The following is a 21,143-nucleotide window of genomic DNA, read 5'->3' as shown; positions in this document are numbered from 1 at the left end:
CACGGAATAGATGAGGTAAGCCTAACCTTATTCAATCGTCGGAGGTGCCGTGTTCGCCGTCAGTTCCTCCGGACGACCGATTCCACCGGGCCGGCCCGCCGACGTGCTGGCCGAGGCCCGGCGGGTGCTCGGCGACCTGCCGGAGCGGGGCATCGGCGCGGACGCCGCGCTGGCCCGCGTCACGACGGTGCTCGCCGACTGGGGAGTAGACCTGACCAGCCCTTTCGCCGCCGCCCACCTGCAACCGCCGCCACTGGCCGTGGCCGTCGCGGCGGACACGCTGGCCAGCGCCGGCAACGCCTCGCTGGACACCTACGACTCCGGTCCGGCCGCCATCGCGGTCGAACGGTGGGTGGTGGCGGCGCTCGCCCGGCTGGCCGGGTTCGACGCGGACGCCGACGGCGTGTTCACGCCCGGCGGCACGCTGTCCAACCTGACCGCGTTGCTGCTGGCGCGGGACGCGGCGGCGGCCCGGCTGGGCATCGACGTGCGGTCCGACGGCGTGGCCGCGCTGCCCGACCCGGTGGTGTTCTGCTCGGAGCTGGCGCACTTCTCGGTGGCACGGGCGTGCGCGGCGCTGGGCATCGGCGAGCACGCGGTGCGGACGGTGTCGGTGGACTCGGACCGGCGGATGCGGCCGGACGCGCTGGCGGCGATGCTGCGGGCGGGCGGCACACCGGTGGCGGTCGTGGCGACCGCGGGCACCACGGACTTCGGCTCGGTGGACCCGTTGCCCGAGCTGGCCGCGCTCGCCCGCGCGCACGGCGCGTGGCTGCACGTGGACGCCGCCTACGGCTTCGGCGCGGTGTTCTCGGCGAAGCTCGCCGGGCTGGTGGACGGGCTGGCCCTGGCCGACTCGGTGACCGCGGACCTGCACAAGATCGGCTGGCAGCCGGCGGCGGCGAGCGTGCTGCTGGTGCGCTCGGCGTCGTTGTTCGCGCCGCTGGAGCGGTCGGTGGCGTACCTGAACCCGGAGGACGACCGGACCGAGGGCTACGACGGCACGCTGGGCCGCTCGTTGCAGACCACGCGCCGACCGGACGCGGTGAAGGTGGCCGCGACCCTGCTCGCGCTGGGCCGTGACGGTCTGGGCGCGCTGGTGGACCGGTGCCACGAGCTGGCCGGGCACGCCGCCGCGCTGATCGCCGCCGACCCGGCGTTCGAGCTGGTCGGCGGGGTGACGTTGACCACGGTGGTGTTCCGGTACCGGCCCGCGGACGACGCGCTGGCCGACGAGGTGAACGCGCGGCTGCGCCGGGCGTTGCTGCGCGCGGGCGAGGCGCTGATCGGCCGCACCGAGGTGGACAAGGTGACGTGCCTGAAGTTGACCCTGCTCAACCCGAACGCCCGCGAGGCGGACCTGGCCGCGCTGTTGACGCTGGTCCGCGAGGCCGGATCGGCCGCCGAACGACTCGTGGAAGGAGCGGCGTGAAACCAGATCCGTTGGAGGGCGATCCGCGGGCGACCGCGGAGCACGCCCACCTGGAGGCGTTGCTGCGCTGTTGGGTGCGGGAGCGGAACGTGCCGGTAGGTAGCCATCCGGGGACCGGAGAACCAGACAACAGAGTGCGGATCGACGTGCTCGGGCTGCTGTTGGAGGCCGAGGTCCGGTACGCGTCGCCGACCGGGCGGCACCGGTTCGGGCCGGTGACGTTGGCGGGCAAGCCGGTCGACCCGGTGGTGGCGGTGGCGCTGGTCGGCGCGGAGTTGGGTGGTGACACAGCCGACCTGGTGGAGCGCACGGCGGAGTCGGTGCGGCGGGTGACCGAATTCGTGGCCTACCGCCGCCGTGAGCCGGTGGGTCCGGCGGATCGGTTCCTGGACAGCGAGCAGCGGTTGATGCTCGGCCACCTGCACCACCCGGCGCCCAAGAGCCGCGACGGCCTGTCGGACGCGGACAACGCCCGGTACGCGCCGGAGCTGCGCGGGTCGTTCCCGCTGTTCTGGTTCTCGGCGGCCGAGGAGGTCGTGTCGCACGGCTCGGTGGCCGGTCCGGACGCGGTGACGCTGATGTCCTCGCTGGCCGGGCGCAGTCCGGAGCCGGGCCGGGTGCTGGTGCCCGCGCACCCGTGGCAGGCGCACGACCTGCTGCACCGGCCCCGGATCGCGTCGCTGATCTCACGCGGGCTGCTGGAGCCGCTGGGCGAGTTCGGGCCCGCGTGGTCGCCGACGTCGAGCCTGCGCACGGTGTACCGGACCGGCGCGCCGGTGATGCTGAAGCTGTCGCTGGGCCTGCGGATCACCAACTCGCGGCGCGAGTCCACGTCGACCGAGCTGCGCCGGGGTTCGGAGATCCACCTGCTGCTGGAGTCCGGCTACGCGTCCGGCACGGAGAAGGCGCACCCGGAGTTCAGCATCGTGCGCGACCCGTCGTGGATCGCGGTGGACGAGGGCGGCGAGGTCACCGGGCTGGACGTGGCCGTGCGCGAGGTGCCGGACGGCATCGGCGACTCGCGGTGCCTGGCCGGGCTGGTCGCGCCGCGTCCCGGCATCGGCCGCACCCTGCTGGGTGAGCTGGTGCTGCGGCTCGACGCCGCCGCGTGGGTCGCCGACTACACCGACCGCGTGCTGGTGCCGATGCTGCGGCTGTACGCGGAGACCGGCATCGGGCTGGAGGCGCACCAGCAGAACACGCTGGTGCGGCTGGACCCGGCGGGCCGGGTGGTCGGCGGCCGGTACCGGGACAACCAGGGCTACTACCTGGCGTCCTCGCACCTGCCGAGGGTGCTGGAGCGGCTGGGTGTCGAGGAGTCGACGCTGGCCGTGGTGGACGACGCGATCGTGGACGACCGGCTCACCTACTACCTGCTGCGCAACCAGGCGCTGGCGGTGATCGGCTGCATCGGGGTGGAGGGGCTGGCCGACGAACGGGACCTGCTCGGCGTGATGGCCGCCCGGCTGGAGGCGGCGCTGCCCGCGCTGGCCGAGGCCGGCCCGGACGGCGACCGGCTGGCCCGGCGCTGGTTGGAGGCGGACGTGCTGCCGTGCAAGGCGAACCTGCTGACCCGTTTGGAGGGCATCGACGAGGTATTGGCGCCGCTGGACGCCCAGTCGGTGTACTTCGACGCGCCGAACCCGTTGCGGGAGGGCAGGTGCGCCCGGTGACCCACCTCGACGCCTACCGGCCCACCGACGACCTGTCCGGCGTGCCCGGTCCGCCGCTGCCGGTGCTCACCGACGGCTGGCACGCCCGCGTGGTCGATCCGGACACCCGTGACCTCGACCTCGTGCACCGCTGGATGCAGGCGCCGCACGTGGTCGCGTTCTGGCACCAGGCGTGGCCCCGCGAGAAGTGGGACGAGGAGCTGCGCCGGCAGCTGTCCGGACTGCACTCGCTGCCGGTGCTGGTCAGCCAGGGCGACGACCCGGTGATCTACCTGGAGGTGTACCGGGCGGCACGGGACGTCGTGGCGGAGGTCTACCAGGCCCGGCCGCACGACGTCGGGCTGCACATCGCCGTCGGCGACTTGGGGATGACGGATCGTGGGCTGGTGCGCGGCCTGCTGCCGGTGCTGACCGCGGCCCTGTTCGACGCCGATCCGCGGTGCACGCGGGTGCTGCTGGAGCCGGACGTGCGCAACCGGCGGGCCATCGCCTCGTTCACGGCGGGCGGGTTCGAGCCGGTCGGTGAGGTGCTGTTGCCGGACAAAGTGGCTTTGCTGATGGTGTGCACACGATGACAGTCGATGTGGTGGCGATCGGGTGCGGTCCGTTCAACCTCGGTCTGGCCGCGCTGGCGTCCACCGTGGACGACCTGGACGTGGTGGTGCTGGAGGAGCGGCCCGAGCTGCGTTGGCACAGCGGGATGATGTTCCCGGACGCGGTGTTGCAGGTCAGCTTCCTGGCCGACCTGGTGACGTTGGTCGACCCGACGCACCCGCTGTCGTTCCTGGCCTACCTGCGCGACGCGGACCGGCTGTACCCGTTCTACGTGCGCGAGAAGTTCCACCCGACCCGGCGCGAGTACGAGGACTACCTGCGGTGGGCGGCGTCCCGGCTGCCGGTGCGGTTCTCGCATCCGGTGACGTCCGTGCGGTGGGCCGACGACCGGTTCGTGGTGTCGGGGGCGCGGTTCTCGTTGGAAGCCCGGCATCTGGTGCTCGGGGTCGGCACCACGCCGTCCGTGCCGCCCGCGTTGGTCGGGCTCGGTGAACGGCTGGTGCACAGCTCCGACTACCTGCACCGGGCCGTTCCGGCCGACCGGGTGACGGTGGTGGGTTCGGGGCAGTCCGGGGCGGAGATCGTGCTGGACCTGTTGCGGCGCAACCTGGACGGCGGGCCGGCGGTGACGTGGCTGACCCGCACGCCGGTGTTCGCGCCGCTGGACTACACCAAGCTGGTGCTGGAGATGACCACGCCCTCGTACGTGCGGCACTTCCACTCGTTGCCGCAGGAGCGGCGCGACGCGTTGCGGGCCGAGCACTGGCGGCACTACCGGGCGATCTCGGCGGAGACGTTGGAGGAGCTGCACGACCTGCTGTACCGACGGGAGTGGGAGCACGGACTGGCGCCGGTCGAACTGCGACCGGGCGTGGCCGTGGTGTCGTCAGACGTCGTCGCGGACGAGGTGGTGCTGAAGTGCGCGCACCGGGACACCGGTCGGACGTTCCGGCACCACACCGATCTCGTCGTCGCGGCCACCGGGTACGGGCAGGCGCCGACGCCGTTCCTCGCACCGCTGGAACCGTTGGTGCACCGGGACTCCCAGGGCCGGTACGTCGTCGCGCTGGACCACTCGATCGCGCTGGACCCGTCCGTCACCGGCCGCGTGTTCGTGGCCAACGCGGACCTGCACAGCCACGGCGTGGCCGCGCCCGACCTCGGCATCGGGGCCGTGCGCAACGCCACCATCGTCAACGCGGTGACCGGCCGCGAGGTCTACCCGCTGCCCAAGCACACCGCCTACACCAGCTTCAGCGCCCCGAACGACGGGCAACCGGGAGACGACGTTGACTGATCTGTGGCGCGAGTGCTCGGCGGCGTTGCTGGCCAAGGCGATCGGCGAGTTGTGCTTCGAAGGTCTGCTGACCCCGACCGGGGGTTACGAGCTGCGGTTCGACGACGCGGTCTACACGTTCTCGGCGACGCGGACGGCGTTCGGCGGGTGGGCGGTGCGGCCGGGGTCGGTGCGCCGGGCGGCGGCGGGCATCCTCGGTGACGACGTGGTCGAGCCGTGCGACGACGTGCAGCGGTTCGTGGTGGACGCGTTCCGGTTCCTGCGGGTGGAACCCGCCACCACCGCCGGTTTCCTGGCCGAGGTGACCGCGACCCTGGCCGCCGACGTGGCCCTGGCCGCGACCGCGCGGCCGGCGGCGGAGCTGGCGTCGTTGCCGCAGGCGGAGCTGGACGGTCACCTGACCGGGCACCCGTGGCTGATCGCGAACAAAGGCCGGGTCGGGTTCTCGGCGGACGACCTGGCCCGGCACAGCCCGGAGGCGCGGACGCCCGTGCGGCTGCCGTGGGTGGCCGTGCACCGGGGGTTGGCGGAGTTCCGCGGCACGTCCGAGCTGTCGGAGGAGGGCGTGCGGGCACGGGAGCTGGACCCGATGACGGTCGAGCGGTTCACCGAGTCGTTGCGGGAGGCCGGGGTCGATCCGGCGGCGTACGTGTGGCTGCCGGTGCACCCGTGGCAGCTGGACCACGTCGTGCGCACCCTGTGGGCGCCGGAACTCGCCACTGGCCGGATGGTCGAACTAGGCGAGGCGCCCGACTGGTACCTGCCGACGCAGGCGATCCGCACCATGTCCAATGTGGACTCACCGGCGCGGTACCAGGTCAAGCTGCCGCTGCGGGTGCTGAACACGTCGGTGTACCGGGGCATCCCGCCGCACTGCACGCAGGCCGCGCCCGTCGTCACGCAGTGGCTCTCCGGTCTGTGGCAGGCGGACAAGCTCATCGGCGAGTGGGGCACGCAACTGCTCGGCGAAGTCGCCTCGGTGACCGTCCGGCACCCGCAGCTGTCACGGGCGGGCGATGTGCCGTACCAGTGGCTGGAGACGATGGGGTGCATCTGGCGCGCCCCGGTGACGCTCCAGCCCGGTGAACGCTCGTGGTCCCTGGCGGCCCTGCTGCACGTGGACCGCTCCGGCCGGCCGCTGGTCCTGGAGTACATCGGCGACACCGACCCGGCGGCGTGGTTCGCCGCCCTGCTCCGAGCCCTGTTCCGGCCGCTGCTGCACGTGCTCTACACGTACGGCATCACGTTCAACCCGCACGGCGAGAACGTCGTGGTGATCACCGATCAGGACAACACGCCGGTGCGCGTGGCGCTGCTGGACCTGGTGGACGACGTGAACGTCTCCGTGGACCGCATCCCCGCCCGCGGCCTGGAACCGGACACCCACGACCCCGTGCTGCCGCGCAAACCGTGGCCGATCCTGCGCCAGTACATCGTGGACGCCCTCCTGGTCGGCGTCTTCCGCCCGCTGTCCACCCTGCTCCCCCTGACCCCCGACCGCTTCTGGGGCATGGTCCGGGGCGAGGTGGAGGCCTACCGCGACCACTTCCCCACCCTCGCCCCCCGCATGGACGAAGGCGCCCTGACCGCCCCGGACTTCCTCCGCTACCCGCTGAACAGCTACCGGATCACCCTGGGCTACCAGGACCTGACCGCCCGCCCCCCGGTACCGAAGACCGGCACCCTCCCCAACCCGCTGCACGACGCCACACCCATCCCGCCGCTCGACGGGTGGTGAGGGTCGGCTGCCTCGTCCGGTATCCCCGACCGGACGAGGCAGCCGGTATCTCAGGGGCGCACCAGGGTCAGGTAGGCAAAGCCCAGTTGGCCCCGGTAGCCCTTGAGCCAGCCCTCGCGGTGGTCGTCGACTATCGCGCGGACCTCTGCGGTCTGCGGGTGGTCCGGGTGCTCCAGCAGCCACCGTTCCCTGGCCGCACACCAGCGGGACTCGAAGCTGTCCCACTCGTCCAGGGTAGCGGTGGTGAGGGACAACAGCCGGTAGCCACAGCTCATGGCCAGGTCGACCAGCTCGGCGAGGGTGCCGAACCCCTCGCCGATGATCTCGACCGACCGCGGGCTGGGCGGCCGCTCCCAGAAGGCGTCGCCCAGCAGGAGCCTGCCACCAGGGCGGATGCGGGCGTGCATGGCCTCCAGGGTCTGCTTCGTGCCGCCCCACGCGTGCGACGCGCCGATCGAGATCGCCACGTCCGCCGGCTCGGTCTCCCAGGTGGTGACGTCCGCCAAGTTCAGCCGAACGTGTGACGTCAGGCCGCGAGCCTCGATGTTCTCCCGACCGCGGGTGATGGCGTGGTCGTCGCTGTCGACGCCCAGGCCCCGGGCGGCCGGCTCGTGCTCCAGGGCCCTGAGCAGCAGTTCCGCCCAGCCGCAGCCGTAGTCGACCACCGTCGCCCCGGCCAACGGCTGCAAAGTGGTGATCAGGTCGTACGCCTTCGTGTCCGAGAGCGGCGCGTTGAAGTCGAGATAGGTGTGGCCGTTCTGCGGGACGTCTGTCACGGGCGTCACCGTGTCAGACGGCGCGGAGATCGGAAACGGAATTTCTACTCCTCGCCCCTGACCACCCTGCGGAGCTTCGGCAGGCGTTCGGCGAGCACGCGTTCGGCTCCCCGACCGGTCGGCTCGTAGTAGTCGCGGCCGACCAGGTCGTCCGGCGGGTACTGCTGGGTCAGCACGCCCTCCGGCACGTCGTGCGGGTACCGGTAGCCCTGGGCGTTGCCGAGCTTGGCCGCACCCGCGTAGTGGCCGTCGCGCAGGTGCGCGGGCACGGACCCGATCGCGCCCTTGCGCACGTCCGCCATGGCTTGGGCGATCGCGGTCGTCACGGCGTTCGACTTGGGCGCGGTGGCGAGGTGGACGGTGGCCTGGGCGAGGTTCAACGCGCACTCGGGCAGCCCGATCAGCTGCACCGCCTGGGCGGCGGCCACGCAGGTCTGCAACGCGGTCGGGTCGGCCATGCCGACGTCCTCGCTGGCGTGGATCACCAGCCGCCGCGCGATGAACCTCGGGTCCTCCCCCGCCTCGATCATCCGGGCCAGGTAGTGCAGCGCGGCGTCCACGTCCGAACCGCGGATCGACTTGATGAACGCGCTGGTCACGTCGTAGTGCTGGTCGCCCTGCCGGTCGTAGCGCACGGCCGCCTTGTCGACCGTCGCCTCCAGCGTCGCCAGGTCGAGCACGCCACCGGGCCCGACGGAGTCCGCCGCCGCCTCCAGCGCCGTCAACGCGCGCCGGGCGTCACCGCCGGCCAGCCGCACCAGGTGGTCCTCGGCGTCCGGCTCGACGGTGACCGAGCCGTTGAGGCCGCGGGCGTCCTCGATCGCCCGTTTGACCAGCACGCGCACCGCGTCGTCGGTCAACGGCCGCAACTGGAGCACCAGCGACCGGGACAGCAGCGGCGAGACGACGGAGAAGAACGGGTTCTCCGTGGTCGCCGCGACCAGCAGCACGATCCGGTCCTCGACCGCGCCGAGCAGGGCGTCCTGCTGGGTCTTGGAGAACCGGTGCACCTCGTCGATGAACAGCACGGTCGACTCGCCGGACCGGACCAGGCGGCGCCGCGCCTCGTCGATCACCGCGCGCACCTCCTTCACCCCCGCCGACAGCGCGGACAGGGCGGCGAACCGCCGGCCGGTGGCCTGGGAGACGAGCGTGGCGAGGGTCGTCTTACCGGTGCCCGGCGGGCCGTAGAGCATCACCGACGCGGGCGAGGAGCCCTCGACCAGCCGGCGCAGCGGCGCACCCGGACCGAGCAGGTGGTCCTGGCCGACGACCTCGTCGAGGGTGCGCGGGCGCATCCGCACGGCCAGCGGCGCGTTGGCGGCGATGCGGGCCGCTTTCTCCTCCGGGTCGACGCCGAACAAGCCCTGGTCGAACAGCCCTTCGTTCACGTGTTCGACTGTAGCTGTCCTGTGCACAGCCGCTGTCCGAGCGTGCAACGCCGGTTCCGCCGCGGCTCGTGGCCGGTGCAGGGTGGCGGTATGACCACGTTGAGCCCGGAGCGGATCGCCCGGTACGCCCACGATGCGGGGTTCCGCGGGCAGGACCTGACGATCGCGGTGGCGGTCGCGCTGGCCGAGTCCGGTGGCGACACCCGTGCGCACAACGCCACGCCGCCGGACGACTCGTACGGGCTGTGGCAGATCAACATGCTGGGCTCGCTGGGGCCGGCCCGGCGGCGCGAGTTCGGGCTGGAGTCGAACCGGGAGCTGTTCGACCCGGTGGAGAACGCGCGTGCGGCGAACAAGATCTCCGGTGACGGGCGGTCCTGGACGCCTTGGACGACTTACACGAGTGGGGCATACCGGCGTTACCTGGACGAGGCGCGGCAGGGCGTCGAGGCGATGAAGCGGGGCGGTTCCGGTGGTGGCTCCGGTAGCGGTGGTTCTGGTCGTGACGGCGGGTTCTCCGTCGACGTGGGGGTGCTGCGCGACTACGCGCGTCGCACGCAGAACGCGGCCGACGACCTGACCGCGCTCGGTCGGCGGCACGTGCGCGAGGTGCGGGAGATCGCCGAGGACAGCTTCGGGCGCATCGGCAGGCAGTCCGGGTTCGCCGAGGCGTTGGACGACTTCGGCGCGGCACTGCGGAAGCAGGTCAAGGCGGTCGCGCGCAACACCGACGCACTGGCCACGTCCGCCGCCCGTTCCGCCCGGTCCTACCAGGAGCAGGACGACGATGTCGCCGTCACGTTGAAGAGGATCATGTGATGGACACCCGTGCGATGGCCCGGCACTTCGCCGAGAGCATGATCGGCCACCGGAACTCGTTGGCGGGCAAGGCCGAGGACGCGGTGAAGGTGCAGTACGCGCTGCACCGGACCGCGTCCGGTCTCACCGATCAGCACGAGGACCAGCGCAAGGCCGCCGGGACCGTGCTGGAGCACTGGAAGGGCGACAACTCGGCGGGGTTCGAGAAGCGTTCCGGCAGGCTCGGCAGGCAGTTGCGGGTGACCGCGGACGCGGCGCGTGACGCCGAGAAGATCGTGGCCGGGGTGTCGAGCGCGTTGACGACCGGGCACGCCCGGGCGCGGCAGGCCGTCGAGGAGTACCTGGCGCAGGCCGTGCGGCTGCTCGACGCGGGGGTGGCGGTCGGCACGCGGGCCGCGTTGCTGAAGGCCGTCGCGTCGGCCGCGGACCTGGAACCCCAGTACACCAAGGAGACCACGGCGGCTGTGCGGCACGTGCGCGGCGAGTTGGAGGACGCCGCACGCAAGCTGCGGGCGTTGGAGAAGGAGGTCGAGCACGACGGCGTCGCGGATGGTCGTGGCCGCACCCGGCCTTCGGGCGCTCGTGACCGCGGTCGTTCGCGGACGATCATCTCGGCGGCGCGGCGTGAGCTGGGCACTCGGGAGAGCCCGCCGGGCAGCAACCGCAACCCGTACGGGCCGACGGCGGCGTGGTGTTCGTCGTTCGCGACGGCGATGTGGCGCAAGGCCGGGGTGGACATCCCGATCCTGCCGTTCACCGGTGACGTGTTCCGGTGGGGGCAGCGGCACGGGAAGGCGTACACGAATTTGAACGCCGTGCGGCCGGGGGACGTGTTGTTGTTCGGAAGCGGACCCGGTAGTCCGGCGACCAGCACGCACATCGGGATCGTGGAGAAGGTGTCCGGCGGGACTGTGACGCTGATCGAGGGCAACTCCGGTGACAGCGTGCGGCGGAACACGCACAGGCTCGGTTCGGCGACGTTCTACGGAGGGGTGCACCCGTGATCACGGCGCACGCGCACGACCCGGACACGGGGATCTCGGTCGAGGTCGGTCCCGGCGGCGGGCTACGGGACCTGGCGTTGGACCCCCGGTCGTTGCGGCTGGGGCGGTCGGAGTTGGCCCGGGCGATCCTGGCGCTGGTCGACACGGCGACGGCGCGGGCGAACGCCCGGGCTCGGCACGTGGTGGGTGACGCCGTGCCGGCGTTGGGGCTGGGTGTGGAGACTCGGCTGATGGCGTCGGTGGAGGACACGACGCCCGAGACCTGGCGGGTGTGACGTGACGGGACTCGGGGAGCGGTTGGACGCCGTTCGGCGGGAGACTTCGGCGTCGGGCGTGACGGTGGTGGTCGACCTGCACGGGAAGCTCGTGGACCTGTCGTTCACGCGGGAGGCACTGGACCTGCGGCCCACCGAGCTGGCCGGGATCGTTCGGCGGCTGACCGACGAGGCCGCGGACGCGGCCCTGGCCGAGGGGATGGCCGTCCTCGCCGACGTCGTGCCGGCGAACCTGCACGCGTTCTGAACGTTGAATTCGCGCGTTCCGAACGCAGGACACGCGCGTTCTAGGTCGGGTGGGTCAGCAGGGCGGTCAGGTGGCGGGCCAGCCAAGGGGTGTCGGCCGGGGAGAGGTGGACCCACTCGGTGTCCAGGGACTGGGCGCTGGTGAGGGCGTAGCGGCCGGCCGCGGTGTCGGTCCAGCTCAGCGTTCGGGAGCGGCCGGACGGGCCGGTGGCGGCCAGTTGGCCGGTCGCCTTGCGCGGGGAGTCCACCAGGGTGGTGATCGCTCGGGTGGCGCGGCCGGTGATGTCGGCTTGCGCGAGGGTGCGTTCCATGGCCGCGTGGCCGGATTTGGCGTAGGCGTCCATCGCGGCGGAGAAGACCGACCTGGGCATCCGGACCTGTTCGCCCGGGCCCGGTGAGGCGTCACCGATGACCCGTGTGATCGCGGACGTCAGGTCGGCGATGGGTTCCAGGGCTACTTCGCGGTCGTTCAGGACGGCCAAGACGCCGCGTCGGCCGCGGGTGGTGGCCAGGACGCGCCAAGGGGTGGGACGGAAGATCAGGGCGTCCACGGAGAACTCGCCGTGGGAGAGCAGGGTGAAGAGGTCCTCCAGTTCCGGGGAGATGTCCTCGCCATCCGCCAGACCGGCCTCGGTCAGGGTGCGGAGGACTTCGGCGCCCAGGGCGTCCCGGTCGTCCATCGTCTCGCCGTGCGACGGCACTTCGAGGGGGTAGGGCAACTCGCCGGTGCCCAAGTCCTCCCACAACAGGTCGAACTCCAGGTGGGACAGGACGACCGCGGTCGCCGAACGTCGCGCCATGAGGCACAAAGGTAGTGGGTGGCGACGCCTTTTGCGGAGGGTTGGGCGACACCGGTGGCTACGCTGCTCACCGTGGACGTCGCCGGCGGGTTCCTCACTGTGCGGGCTTCCGGCGCGGCAGCGGCCAAAGCCGCGCTCAGCGGGGGTGCGTCCACTCCTGAGCACATCCAGTTGCTGGTGGGCTGCGCGGTGCCCCGAGGCGCGGGCGGCAACGGGACCGCACTTCGGTTTCCCGATTGCGCCCTGCACGTCCTGCCCAGCGTGGTGATGCTGACCGTCACCGAGACGCGACTGACCCTCGGGTTCGGCGAGCTGAAACCGCTGATGTTCCAACAGGTCCCGGTCGACGCGGCGCTGCGGTCGGTGTTCTCCGGCGCGGTCGCGCACGTGCTCGCCGCCGCGCACGTCCTCGACCCGCACGGCCTCTCGCACCACCTGCTCGGCCTGGCCGAACTGGTGCTGCGCAGCGCGCTGCGCGCCGAGTTGGAGCGGGTGGACTCGTTGGTCGCACGGCGGCGCGAGGCGTTGGAGTACATGCGTGAGCACCTGTCGGACCCGAGCCTGAGCGCGGACCGGGTCGCCGAGGCGTTGTTCATCTCCCGCCGCCGCCTCTACCAGCTCTTCGACGACGGGCAGGGCGTGTCCGAACGCATCCGCGGCCTGCGGATCGACCGGGCCAGGGCGTTGCTGGCCGATCCGGCGAAGGCGGCACGCGGTATCGGCGAGATCGCCAAGGACTGCGGCTTCGTCAGCGCCGCGCACTTCTCCCGGACGTTCCGCCAGGTCGTCGGGCGGACGCCGAGTGAGTTCCGGGGTCGTTGACGTCGGCGAACACCACGCCGGACACGAAGCGGCCCGCGATGCCGACCACGTCGAGCCAGCCGCGCCCGGTCGGCGAGTGCAGGGTGAACACCGCGATCCGCGGGTGGTCCGGGTCGGTCACCACGACCTGCAACTGGGTGCCCGACCCGGTCGCCGGGATGCGTTCCACGATCACCACCGGGTAGCCGGTCGCCGTCTCACCGCGGGTGACCTCGCGGATCGCCGGGCCGTCCAGGTGGAAGCCCAGCTCGCCCGGATCGGTCGGCCGGTCGACCGGCACCACGCCCGCCATCAGCAACGCCGGGTCCGCGTCCGGGTGCTCGACCACGGCCAGCAGCCCCGCGCCGTGCTGGTGCGCCAGCTCCGCGGCCTGCGTCGCGGACACTTCGAGACCGGGGTCCAGGGTGCCTTTGAGTCGGCGCAGCACGGCTAAGAGTTCCGCCGCGGTGCGCTCGGGGGTGCCGAGTGCCACCGGGGTCACCCCCGGCACGGGAGCCAGTCTCACCCCAGACCCGCCCGGAACGCCGCCGCCGCGCCCCTGGTGGACGCCGGGCGAGGTGGACCGAGCAGCACGGACGCCAGCTCGGCGGCGATCGACGAGAAGCCCGCCAACGTGTCCGCGATCGCGGTCGACGGCTCCTCGGCGCGCAACCGTTCGGCGACCCGCCGCGCCTCGGCACGGTGGTCGCGCTCCACCAGCCGGGCCTCCTCCAGCACCTCGTCCAGCTGCCGACGCAGCTCGTCGTGCCGCGTCACGGCCCGCTCGTGCGCCTCGCCGTCGGCGGCGGTGAAGGCGGCCATCGCCCCGGTCCGGTCGACCTCGTCGGCGGCGTCGGCGAGCGCACGGCGCAACCCGAGCGCACGCCGGTCCAGCTCCTCGGCCCGCCGCTGGTTGCCCAGCAACGCGGTGGCCCAGCCGTCGAGCACCTCGGCCGCCGCCCGCATCGCGCGGCGCACCGCCGTCAGCTCTGACACCACAGCCTCCCACCGCGTCGTGAACCCGTCCGCCGCCGCACCCGTCCACTCCCCCGGTGGCGCACCGGGGATCGTGAACGCGACCGCGCACCGCTCGCTCGCCGCCGCCACCGCGCCCGCGTTGCCCGGCGCGGGGTCGAACCCGAGGCCCCGGTAGTCAGTCATGGCGCAGTTCGTCGGCCTGTCGGTACGTATCGCCGGCCGAGCGCAGTTCATCAGCCACCGCGTCCAACTCCACGCCGCGCAACGTCCGCGCCCACCCGGCCACCAGCTGCTCCACCGCCTCGGTGACGCCCTCCGGACCGAGGTCGCCCACCGGTTCCTCCAGGGTGGACGCGGCGGCACGGGCTTCGTCGGCGGCCTCGTCCAGCCGACCCGCGAACGCGGTCAACGCGTCCGGGTCGACCCGGTAGCCGTCGCTCATTCGCCGAGCACCGGCGGGAACGCGGGCGGCAGGTCGTCCAGCAGGTCCAGGCCGTTGTCGTAGCGGTTGCGGTGCTCGACGTCGTCCTCGCGGTTGCCGGGCGCCACCGGCGGGTACATGCCGAAGCCCTGCGGGCCGCCCGCGCCGACGACCGGTCCGACGCCGCCCCGTGCCGACGCACCGCCGGGCACCGCGCCCAGCACACCGGACGCGCCGCCCGAGCCGAGCGGGCCGAACCCACCCTGACCGCCGCCGGGGCCGAACGAGCCGCCCGGACCGAATCCGGCGTGCGAGCCGAATCCGCCGTGACCGCCGGGCACCCCGTGACCGCCCGCGCCGACCGGTCCACCGACCGAGGCGACGGAAGTGGTGTCCTCCGGTCGCCTGCCGGGCTGGTGGGGCGGCTGGGCCACGGGTCCGCCGGGGCCGGGAGTTCCCGAGTGCTGCGGCGGCCCGGACCAGGGCATCGGCGCGGGCCGGTGGTCCGCCGTCGGCTGCGCACCTGCCGGGGCGTCGTCGAACACCGGCAGCTTCCCGCCGATCCCCCTGCTGGCCGCCTCGTACTGCTCCATCACCCGGACGGCCTGGTCCATGGCCTCCTGCTGCTCGCGCTTGCTCGGCATGTGGTCGTCCAAGAGCTGCTTGAGCATGTACGCGCCCTGCGGCCCGTCGAGAACGGTCACGTCGTACCCGTCGCGGAACCACCGCTCCGCGTCGGGGTGCACCGGCTCGGGCATCGCCTTGGCGGCCTCCACCACCGCCGAGGTGTAGCCGTCGAGTCCGTCGCCCACCTGGAACGCGCGGTCCGAGGCGTCCGCCGCCCATCTGGTGAGCTGCGACACCGAGTCGGCCGCCGTGACGGCCGACGGCCCGCGCCACGACAACACGAGGGTCTGCACGATCTTCTGCACGTCCGCGGTCGCCTGGTCGATATCGGCGGCCAGCCGCTGCCACTCGTACGTGCGCGTGGCCATCTGCGCGGCGTCCGCCGACTTCACCATGTCCCAGAGCTGCCGGTGCGTGTAGGCCCGCCAGTTGATCTTGCCGAAGTTCTCCGGCTTCCGGTTGGACTCGCGTTGCCGCACCCGCCGCTGGTTCCGCCGCCGCGTCGCGGGCGAGGCGTCGTGGAAGTCGGAGAAGAACCCGCCCTTGCGCTCGCTCACAGCCGCCTCAGCATCCGCTCCACCTGCTCGTCCTCGGCCCGGTGGGTCTCACCCACCTGGTGCAGCGCCTCGCGCAACTCGGTCAGCTCCTTCACGTACGACCGCAGCGCCGCGCGCACACCGCCGCCCACCACGTCGCCGCGCAGCCCGAACGCCTTGCGCATGTTCAGCGCGACCGGGCCCTTCCCGTCGCCCAGCGGTTGGTCCATCTCCCGGTCCGACCGTGCCAGCAGCTCGGTCAGCACCGCGTGGAGCCGGTCGAGGTCGGACACCGCCCTGGTGAAGGAGTCCAGGTCCAGTTCGATGCGGTCACCGCCCTCGGCGACCACCCCCGCCGCACCCGCACCGGTCGGCGCCGCGACCGCGGGCGTCACGGCGGCCTCCCCGTGCCGCTCGTCCCGCAGCTCTTCGCGCATCCGCCTGGCGTCCTCGACGCCGCGCACCCTGACGACCATGCCCCACATCGTGGTGCCCCCACGCGCGGGTGACCAGAACGGGTGCACAGCGGAGCAGCGGTGGTGCACGATCGGACAAGGGCTGTGCGAAAATCGACACCCGTGCCGTCACCTGCCGTTCACGCGCGCGCCGTGCTGCTCGCCGGTCCTTCCGGTTCGGGCAAGTCCACCCTCGCCGCCCACCTCGGTCTGCCCGTGCTGCGGCTGGACGACTTCTACCGCGAGGGTGACGACCCGCTGCTCCCGCGTGACGAGCAGGGCCGCCCGGACTGGGACGCCGAAGGCTCGTGGAACACCGCCGACGCGCTCGGAGCCGTGGTCGGGTTGGCCACCACGGGCACGGTGGAGGCCCCGGTGTACGCGATCGGCGAGGACCGGCGGGTGGGCTGCCACACGGTGACCGCGCCGGGCCTGTTCATCGCCGAGGGCCTGTTCGCCGACCGGCTGGTGGCGGGGTGCCGTGAGGCGGGCGTGCTGGCGGACGCGATCGTGCTCGCGCCGAACGCGGTGGTGACCTTCGCCCGCCGGTTCGCCCGGGACGTGGCCGAGGCGCGCAAGCCGGTGCCGTTCCTGGCGCGCCGCGGCCTGCGGCTGCTGCGTGAGCACTCCGGTGTGGTGCGCCGTTGCGTGGACGCGGGTATGCGGCCGATGCCGCCGCACCGCGTGGAACTCGCCACGATCGGGGACATGGCGCCCGCGGCGGTGTAGTCCGGACGTGCCGGGGGTACTGCTGCCGGCATGGCTGAGTTCGAGCGTGAGCAGAGGATCCCGGTGGACGCGCAGGTGGTGTTCGACTTGGCTCGGGACATGACCTCGATGGAGGCCTGGCTGCCGGACGGGCTCCAGGTCGAGCCGAGCGGTCCGGAGCAGGCCAACGGCACGCAGCAGGTCACCGGTCGGGTGTCGATGGGCGACGAGGTCGACGAGGCCGAGGGCTACTTCGCCGCGGACGCCGAGCAGCGCCGGCTGGAGTGGGGCGACCTGGAAGGCGGCGGCTACTCGGGGTGGCTCCAGGTGGACGACGAGGGTCCGGGGCGCAGCCGCGTGGTGCTGCACCTGGACGTGACCGGCGAGCACCCGGAGGCGCTGGGCGGCGAGGCCCACGAGATCACCGACGAGTACCTCGCCCAGGCGCTGGACCGACTCGCGTCTCTCGCGACCCAAACCACTACGTGACTGTTTTCACTGATCAACAACTTCTTTCACGATAAAGCGCCGCCTAGGGTGAACGTCGTTCACACGGGCACGTCCAAGCGTCGAGGCCCCGGATCGTCTTCGAGGGAGCTTCGATGTTCCGCGCTTTGCGCGGCCGCAACTACCGCCGCTGGGCGTTCGCCGACCTGATTTCGGTGACCGGCTCGTGGATGCAGTTGATCGGCCTCAACTGGGTTGTCCTGGAAAGTACCGGCTCGGCCACCTCGGTCGGCCTTTCGGTTTTGCTGGGAACGCTCCCGTCAGTGCTGCTCGGCCCGTGGGCGGGCTCGCTCGCCGACCGGCTGCCGGTACGCCGGATCATCCTGATCTGCCAGACCCTGCACGCCTTGCTGGCCGCGTTGCTGGCACTGGTGGTGTGGCAGGGCGCGCCGATCACGGCGGTGTTCGCGCTGACGTTCGCGTCCGGTCTGGTGGCGGTGTTCGACGGGCCGGCGCTGGGCCGGTTCGGCGGGCAGGTGGTGTCCCGCGAGGACCTGGGCAACGCGGTCGCGCTCGGCTCGGTGCTCAGCTCCACCGGCCGCATCCTGGGCATGAGCAGCGCCGCCGTGCTCGCCGCCGCGTTCGGCTCGCCCACGCTGTTCCTGATCAACGCGGTGAGCTTCCTGGCCGTCATCGTCTCTGTGCTCACCATCCGCCGCGACCAGCTGCACCCGTTGGCGAGCAGCCCGCCGGAACGCGCCGGTGTCACCGCGGGCCTGCGGTACGTCGCGGCCAGCGGACGGCTGCTCCTGCTGTTCGCGCTCGGTTTCACGCTGTCCAGCCTGGGCCGCAACTACCAGGTCACGATGGCCGCGATGAGCCCGGACGCGACCACGTACGGCCTGCTGTCGACGGTGTTCGCGATCGGCACGGTGCTCGGCGGACTCGCCGCGGCGGCGCGCAAGACGTTGACCGTGCGACTGCTGCTCGTGGTGGCCTGTGCGACGAGCCTGCTCCAGGTGGCCGGCGGGCTGGTGCCGGGAATGCTCGGGTTCGCCATCGTGCTGCTGCCGATCGCGGCGGGCGCGGTGGTCATCGACACGACCATGAGCACCCGCATCCAGCTGGACACCGCGGACGGCATGCGCGGCCGGCTGCTGGCGGTCAACTCGGCCGTCGGCGCGGCGGCGGGCGCGGTCGGCGCTCCCCTGCTGGGCTGGCTGTGCGAGTCGATCGGCGCGCCGGAGACGTTGGTGCTCGCGGGTGCGCTCACCCTGCTGATGACGGCGTTCGCCGCCTCCGTGCTGGCCGCTCCGCCGCACCGCCGGACCGCGTTGGCGCACCGCGTGCTGCGCCGTCCCCACCAGACCCGCTCCCACCAGGCCGCCACGCCCGCCGGACACCCGCACGGACCAGTGCGACCTGGGAACCGTCCCAGGCGGCGTGCCCGCGTCCGGGTGTAGCACCGCACCCCCAGAGAGGCGCTGACCTGCGGCCACGCGGCCGCAGTGGGTAGCCGACCATTCACAGAACGATATGGCCGAAGTTACAGTCGTTCCTCTGGGAGCGTTCCCAGAACCTCAACGAGGAGGTGAACGACGTGACGGCCCGACGATGGATCGCGCTGGCCGCGGCCGGTGTGGCCGGCCTGCTGATCGCGACGCTCGTGAACGTGATCAGCCCCACCACGGCGTCCGCGCACGGCGCCATGATGACGCCGGGCAGCCGGACCTTCCTGTGCTGGAAAGACGGCCTGAGCCCGACCGGCGAGATCAAGCCGCAGAACCCGGCGTGCTCCGCCGCGGTGGCGGCGGGTGGCGCCAACGCGCTCTACAACTGGTTCGGTGTGCTGCGCTCGGACGGCGCCGGCCGCACCCGCGGCTTCATCCCCGACGGCAAGCTGTGCAGCGGCGGCAACGCGACGTACTCCGGATTCGACCTCGCCCGCAACGACTACCCGTTGACCCACCTGACCTCGGGCGCGAACTTCGCCTGGACGTACAACAAGTGGGCCGCCCACCCCGGCACGTTCCACCTGTACATCACCAAGGACAGCTGGAGCCCGACCCGCGCGCTGGCCTGGGACGACCTGGAGAGCACGCCGTTCCACAGCGTCACGGACCCGGCGAACAGCGGGCCGGTGGGCAGCGTCGAGGGCAAGTACTACTGGAACGCGAACCTGCCGTCCGGCAAGTCCGGGCGCCACATCATCTACTCGGTGTGGACCCGGTCGGACAGCAACGAGACGTTCTACAACTGCTCCGACGTGGTGTTCGACGGCGGCAACGGCGAGGTGACCGGTATCGGCGGCGGCACCGGTCCGACCACGACCACGACCACCACGACCACCAGGCCGAGCACCAGCCCCAGCACCACGACCCCGACCACCACCACGTCGAACCCGCCGGGCGACTCGCACTGCATGGCGATCTACAAGATCACCAGCGCGTGGTCGGGCGGTTTCCAGGGCGAGGTCGAGCTGATGAACCACAGCACCAGCCCGTACAACGGCTGGACCGCGACGTGGAACTACGCCAACGGTCAGACGATCAACAGCCTGTGGAACGGCGTCAAGTCCGGCTCCGGCTCACAGGTGGTCGTCAAGAACGCCGACTGGAACAAGACGGTGGGCGTCGAGCAGTCGGTGACGTTCGGCTTCACGGCGAGCCACACCGGCACCAACTCGCTGCCCACGGTCACCTGCACCAGCCCCTAGCCCCTGCCGGGCTGATCCGGGGACTTCTCACTCCAGCCGGAAGCCGAACGGGAGCTCCAGCCGGTGCCGCGAGAGCAGCGCGGTGTCGGCCAGGAGCTCCCGGGTCGGTCCGTCGGCCACCACGACCCCGCCGTCGATCAGCACGCTGCGCGGGCACAACTGCAAGGCGTAGGGCAGGTCGTGGGTGACCATCAGCATGGTGCGGTCCAACCCCAGCAGCACCTCGGCCAGCTCTCGGCGGGCCACCGGTTCCAGGTTCGCCGAGGGCTCGTCGAGCACCAGGATCTCCGGGGCGCAGGCCAGCACGGTGGCCAGCGCGACCCGGCGGCGCTGCCCGCCGGACAGGTGCAGCGGCGACCGGTCGGCGAACGCGGCCATGCCGACCGACGCCAACGCGCGCTCCACGCGTTCGTCCAGTTCCGCGCCGCGCAGCCCGAAGTTCGCCGGGCCGAACGCCACGTCCTGCCGCGCGGTGGGCAGGAACAGCTGGTCGTCGGGGTCCTGGAAGACCACGCCGACGCGCCGGCGGATCTCCTTGAGGTGCGCCTTCTCCACCGGCAGCCCGGCCACCTCGACCCGGCCGGAGCCACCGCCGAGCACGCCGTTGAGGTGCAGCACGAACGTCGTCTTGCCGGCGCCGTTGGGGCCCAGGACGGCGACGCGCTCACCGCGTTCCACCCGCAGGTTCACCCCGAACAGGGCCTGGTGGCCGTCCGGGTAGGCGTAGGCCAGCTTCTCCACCACGAGCGCGGGGGCCGACCGCTGCGGCTCGATCACGGCGCTCCCCCCGGCACCGTCGGGCATCCGGCCCGTCCAGCCGCGCGACACCATAGCCAGGTGCACCCTTTCGCCGCGTTCGTAGGAGCGGATGAACAGGCTGCCGACGCCGCGGGCGGTCGCGCCGACCTGCCACAGGAACCTGGGGTCGTCGCCGCGGGAGATCCGGGCCACCCGCATCCGCTTGGCCTCGCCCACGATCACCTCGGCGTAGCGCAGCATCAGCGTGGCGATGGTGATCAGCACCGACGGCATGCGCAGCCGTTGCAGGCCGAGCAGCAGGTCCTGCGGCGCGGTGGTGGCGGCGAGCGTCAGCGAGGTGAACAGGCCGAGCGTGCCCTTGGCCAGGATGTTCCACCCGGCCAGCGCGCCCTCTTCCGACACGGACACGCCCAGCACGTCGATCCGGTCCCCCGCGCCGGTGAACGGCAGCACCAGGGCCAGCAGCACGAACGGCAGCTCGATCACCGACCGGGCGGCGAACCAGCGCACCGGGATGCGTGCCACCGCCCAGACTGCGGTGAGCGCGAGCAGGTAGAGGCCGAACGCCCAGAACGCGTCGCGTGGCGTGGCCACCACGCACAGCACCGCCACCACCGTGGCGACGATCTTGGTCTGCGGCGCGAGGCGGTGCACCGGCGAGTCGCCGGGCCGGTGCAGGAAGCCGTGCC

Annotated in this window: 23 protein-coding genes and 1 pseudogene; 14 read left to right on the top strand and 10 right to left on the bottom strand. The window is 72.3% G+C overall.

Annotated elements, in window-relative coordinates; translation table 11 throughout:
- Positions 1-49: 49 nt before the first annotated feature.
- Genes ALI22I_RS12810 through ALI22I_RS12790 form a run of 5 tightly spaced genes read left to right on the top strand, consistent with a single transcriptional unit; the run spans position 50 to position 6,695 of the window.
- On the top strand, positions 50-1,432 hold the full coding sequence (locus ALI22I_RS12810) for a pyridoxal phosphate-dependent decarboxylase family protein (protein WP_077005700.1): 1,383 nt from the start codon (positions 50-52) through the stop codon (positions 1,430-1,432).
- Entirely contained in the window at positions 1,429-3,105 is a 1,677-nt protein-coding gene (locus ALI22I_RS12805; protein WP_077005699.1) for an IucA/IucC family protein, read from the top strand. Before ALI22I_RS12810 ends, ALI22I_RS12805 begins: the two co-directional genes overlap by 4 nt.
- Positions 3,102-3,680, top strand: a complete 579-nt coding sequence (locus ALI22I_RS12800; RefSeq protein ID WP_077005809.1) for a GNAT family N-acetyltransferase — start codon at positions 3,102-3,104, stop codon at positions 3,678-3,680. The genes ALI22I_RS12805 and ALI22I_RS12800 overlap by 4 nt, the downstream gene beginning before the upstream one ends.
- Positions 3,677-4,957, top strand: coding sequence for a lysine N(6)-hydroxylase/L-ornithine N(5)-oxygenase family protein (locus ALI22I_RS12795; RefSeq protein ID WP_077005808.1), 1,281 nt, complete (start codon positions 3,677-3,679; stop codon positions 4,955-4,957). The genes ALI22I_RS12800 and ALI22I_RS12795 overlap by 4 nt, the downstream gene beginning before the upstream one ends.
- Complete coding sequence (locus tag ALI22I_RS12790) at positions 4,950-6,695, top strand: IucA/IucC family protein (protein WP_077005698.1); 1,746 nt, start codon at positions 4,950-4,952, stop codon at positions 6,693-6,695. The genes ALI22I_RS12795 and ALI22I_RS12790 overlap by 8 nt, the downstream gene beginning before the upstream one ends.
- Positions 6,696-6,745: 50 nt before the next feature.
- On the opposite strand, the gene ALI22I_RS12785 is transcribed toward ALI22I_RS12790, so the two are convergent.
- Positions 6,746-7,471, bottom strand: a complete 726-nt coding sequence (locus tag ALI22I_RS12785; protein WP_238598333.1) for an SAM-dependent methyltransferase — start codon at positions 7,469-7,471, stop codon at positions 6,746-6,748.
- A 44-nt stretch (positions 7,472-7,515) separates the two neighbouring features.
- On the bottom strand, positions 7,516-8,862 hold the full coding sequence (locus ALI22I_RS12780) for a replication-associated recombination protein A (RefSeq protein ID WP_077005696.1): 1,347 nt from the start codon (positions 8,860-8,862) through the stop codon (positions 7,516-7,518).
- A gap of 90 nt (positions 8,863-8,952) precedes the next feature.
- On the opposite strand from ALI22I_RS12780, the gene ALI22I_RS12775 reads away from it, so the two are divergent.
- From ALI22I_RS12775 to ALI22I_RS12760, 4 genes are read left to right on the top strand one after another with little or no spacing between them, the layout of a single operon-like run.
- The gene (locus ALI22I_RS12775; RefSeq protein ID WP_077005807.1) at positions 8,953-9,681 is read left to right on the top strand and encodes a type VII secretion target; all 729 of its coding nucleotides are present in this window, start codon (positions 8,953-8,955) and stop codon (positions 9,679-9,681) included.
- Entirely contained in the window at positions 9,681-10,685 is a 1,005-nt protein-coding gene (locus tag ALI22I_RS12770) for a CHAP domain-containing protein (protein ID WP_077005695.1), read from the top strand. The genes ALI22I_RS12775 and ALI22I_RS12770 overlap by 1 nt, the downstream gene beginning before the upstream one ends.
- Positions 10,682-10,960, top strand: coding sequence for a YbaB/EbfC family DNA-binding protein (locus ALI22I_RS12765; protein WP_238598332.1), 279 nt, complete (start codon positions 10,682-10,684; stop codon positions 10,958-10,960). The genes ALI22I_RS12770 and ALI22I_RS12765 overlap by 4 nt, the downstream gene beginning before the upstream one ends.
- Position 10,961: 1 nt before the next feature.
- Positions 10,962-11,207: a hypothetical protein gene (locus ALI22I_RS12760; RefSeq protein ID WP_077005694.1), complete on the top strand. Its 246-nt coding sequence runs from the start codon at positions 10,962-10,964 to the stop codon at positions 11,205-11,207.
- 40 nt (positions 11,208-11,247) lie between these two features.
- Here the strand turns inward: ALI22I_RS12760 and ALI22I_RS12755 are convergent, their stop codons facing one another.
- Positions 11,248-12,006 (bottom strand): ESX secretion-associated protein EspG, encoded by a 759-nt coding sequence (locus tag ALI22I_RS12755; protein ID WP_077005693.1) that lies wholly within the window; start codon positions 12,004-12,006, stop codon positions 11,248-11,250.
- 54 nt (positions 12,007-12,060) lie between these two features.
- Here ALI22I_RS12755 and ALI22I_RS12750 point away from each other — a divergent pair, with 54 nt between their 5' ends.
- Entirely contained in the window at positions 12,061-12,828 is a 768-nt protein-coding gene (locus ALI22I_RS12750; protein WP_077005692.1) for a helix-turn-helix transcriptional regulator, read from the top strand.
- On the opposite strand, the gene ALI22I_RS12745 is transcribed toward ALI22I_RS12750, so the two are convergent.
- The 5 genes from ALI22I_RS12745 to ALI22I_RS12725 are packed head-to-tail and all read right to left on the bottom strand — an operon-like array spanning position 12,755 to position 15,845.
- Positions 12,755-13,318 (bottom strand): hypothetical protein, encoded by a 564-nt coding sequence (locus ALI22I_RS12745; protein WP_077005691.1) that lies wholly within the window; start codon positions 13,316-13,318, stop codon positions 12,755-12,757. The two genes, ALI22I_RS12750 and ALI22I_RS12745, sit on opposite strands and share 74 nt — an antisense overlap.
- Before the next feature lie 11 nt (positions 13,319-13,329).
- Positions 13,330-13,968, bottom strand: coding sequence for a hypothetical protein (locus ALI22I_RS12740; protein WP_077005690.1), 639 nt, complete (start codon positions 13,966-13,968; stop codon positions 13,330-13,332).
- On the bottom strand, positions 13,961-14,227 hold the full coding sequence (locus ALI22I_RS12735; protein ID WP_077005689.1) for a WXG100 family type VII secretion target: 267 nt from the start codon (positions 14,225-14,227) through the stop codon (positions 13,961-13,963). The genes ALI22I_RS12740 and ALI22I_RS12735 overlap by 8 nt, the downstream gene beginning before the upstream one ends.
- Positions 14,224-15,390 (bottom strand): PPE domain-containing protein, encoded by a 1,167-nt coding sequence (locus tag ALI22I_RS54630; RefSeq protein WP_077005688.1) that lies wholly within the window; start codon positions 15,388-15,390, stop codon positions 14,224-14,226. Before ALI22I_RS54630 ends, ALI22I_RS12735 begins: the two co-directional genes overlap by 4 nt.
- Positions 15,387-15,845 (bottom strand): hypothetical protein, encoded by a 459-nt coding sequence (locus ALI22I_RS12725; protein WP_077005687.1) that lies wholly within the window; start codon positions 15,843-15,845, stop codon positions 15,387-15,389. The genes ALI22I_RS54630 and ALI22I_RS12725 overlap by 4 nt, the downstream gene beginning before the upstream one ends.
- Before the next feature lie 102 nt (positions 15,846-15,947).
- Between ALI22I_RS12725 and ALI22I_RS12720 the strand changes: the two genes are divergently transcribed.
- The 4 genes from ALI22I_RS12720 (at position 15,948) to ALI22I_RS12705 (ending at position 19,695) form a co-directional block, all read left to right on the top strand.
- On the top strand, positions 15,948-16,553 hold the full coding sequence (locus ALI22I_RS12720) for a uridine kinase (RefSeq protein WP_238598331.1): 606 nt from the start codon (positions 15,948-15,950) through the stop codon (positions 16,551-16,553).
- Positions 16,554-16,583: 30 nt separating this feature from the next.
- Positions 16,584-17,021, top strand: coding sequence for an SRPBCC family protein (locus tag ALI22I_RS12715; RefSeq protein ID WP_077005685.1), 438 nt, complete (start codon positions 16,584-16,586; stop codon positions 17,019-17,021).
- A gap of 113 nt (positions 17,022-17,134) precedes the next feature.
- Positions 17,135-18,442: an MFS transporter gene (locus ALI22I_RS12710; RefSeq protein WP_077005684.1), complete on the top strand. Its 1,308-nt coding sequence runs from the start codon at positions 17,135-17,137 to the stop codon at positions 18,440-18,442.
- 137 nt (positions 18,443-18,579) lie between these two features.
- Positions 18,580-19,695 carry a lytic polysaccharide monooxygenase gene (locus ALI22I_RS12705; protein WP_077005805.1) on the top strand — a complete coding sequence of 372 codons (1,116 nt, stop codon included), beginning with the start codon at positions 18,580-18,582 and terminating at the stop codon, positions 19,693-19,695.
- Between the two features lie 27 nt (positions 19,696-19,722).
- On the opposite strand, the gene ALI22I_RS53560 is transcribed toward ALI22I_RS12705, so the two are convergent.
- Both ALI22I_RS53560 and cbiQ read right to left on the bottom strand, forming a co-directional pair.
- Entirely contained in the window at positions 19,723-20,499 is a 777-nt protein-coding gene (locus ALI22I_RS53560; RefSeq protein ID WP_077005804.1) for an energy-coupling factor ABC transporter ATP-binding protein, read from the bottom strand.
- Between the two features lie 15 nt (positions 20,500-20,514).
- A pseudogene (gene cbiQ, locus ALI22I_RS53555) lies at positions 20,515-21,108 on the bottom strand (cobalt ECF transporter T component CbiQ); the annotation flags it as partial.
- Positions 21,109-21,143: the final 35 nt, after the last annotated feature.

It is taken from the genome of Saccharothrix sp. ALI-22-I (assembly GCF_001984175.1).
Taxonomy (GTDB): Bacteria; Actinomycetota; Actinomycetes; order Mycobacteriales; family Pseudonocardiaceae; genus Actinosynnema.
This window is presented reverse-complemented; position numbering and strand designations above follow the sequence as displayed.

Excerpts from the sequence above, each read along its gene's own strand:
- ALI22I_RS12740 (WP_077005690.1), bottom strand. The coding sequence starts at position 13,968 with ATGACTGACTACCGGGGCCTCGGGTTCGACCCCGCGCCGGGCAACGCG.
- ALI22I_RS12725 (WP_077005687.1), bottom strand. The coding sequence starts at position 15,845 with ATGGTCGTCAGGGTGCGCGGCGTCGAGGACGCCAGGCGGATGCGCGAA.
- ALI22I_RS12795 (WP_077005808.1), top strand. The coding sequence starts at position 3,677 with ATGACAGTCGATGTGGTGGCGATCGGGTGCGGTCCGTTCAACCTCGGT.
- ALI22I_RS12710 (WP_077005684.1), top strand. The coding sequence starts at position 17,135 with ATGTTCCGCGCTTTGCGCGGCCGCAACTACCGCCGCTGGGCGTTCGCC.
- ALI22I_RS12755 (WP_077005693.1), bottom strand. The coding sequence starts at position 12,006 with ATGGCGCGACGTTCGGCGACCGCGGTCGTCCTGTCCCACCTGGAGTTC.
- ALI22I_RS12775 (WP_077005807.1), top strand. The coding sequence starts at position 8,953 with ATGACCACGTTGAGCCCGGAGCGGATCGCCCGGTACGCCCACGATGCG.
- ALI22I_RS12770 (WP_077005695.1), top strand. The coding sequence starts at position 9,681 with ATGGACACCCGTGCGATGGCCCGGCACTTCGCCGAGAGCATGATCGGC.
- ALI22I_RS53560 (WP_077005804.1), bottom strand. The coding sequence starts at position 20,499 with ATGCCCGACGGTGCCGGGGGGAGCGCCGTGATCGAGCCGCAGCGGTCG.
- ALI22I_RS12715 (WP_077005685.1), top strand. The coding sequence starts at position 16,584 with ATGGCTGAGTTCGAGCGTGAGCAGAGGATCCCGGTGGACGCGCAGGTG.
- ALI22I_RS12735 (WP_077005689.1), bottom strand. The coding sequence starts at position 14,227 with ATGAGCGACGGCTACCGGGTCGACCCGGACGCGTTGACCGCGTTCGCG.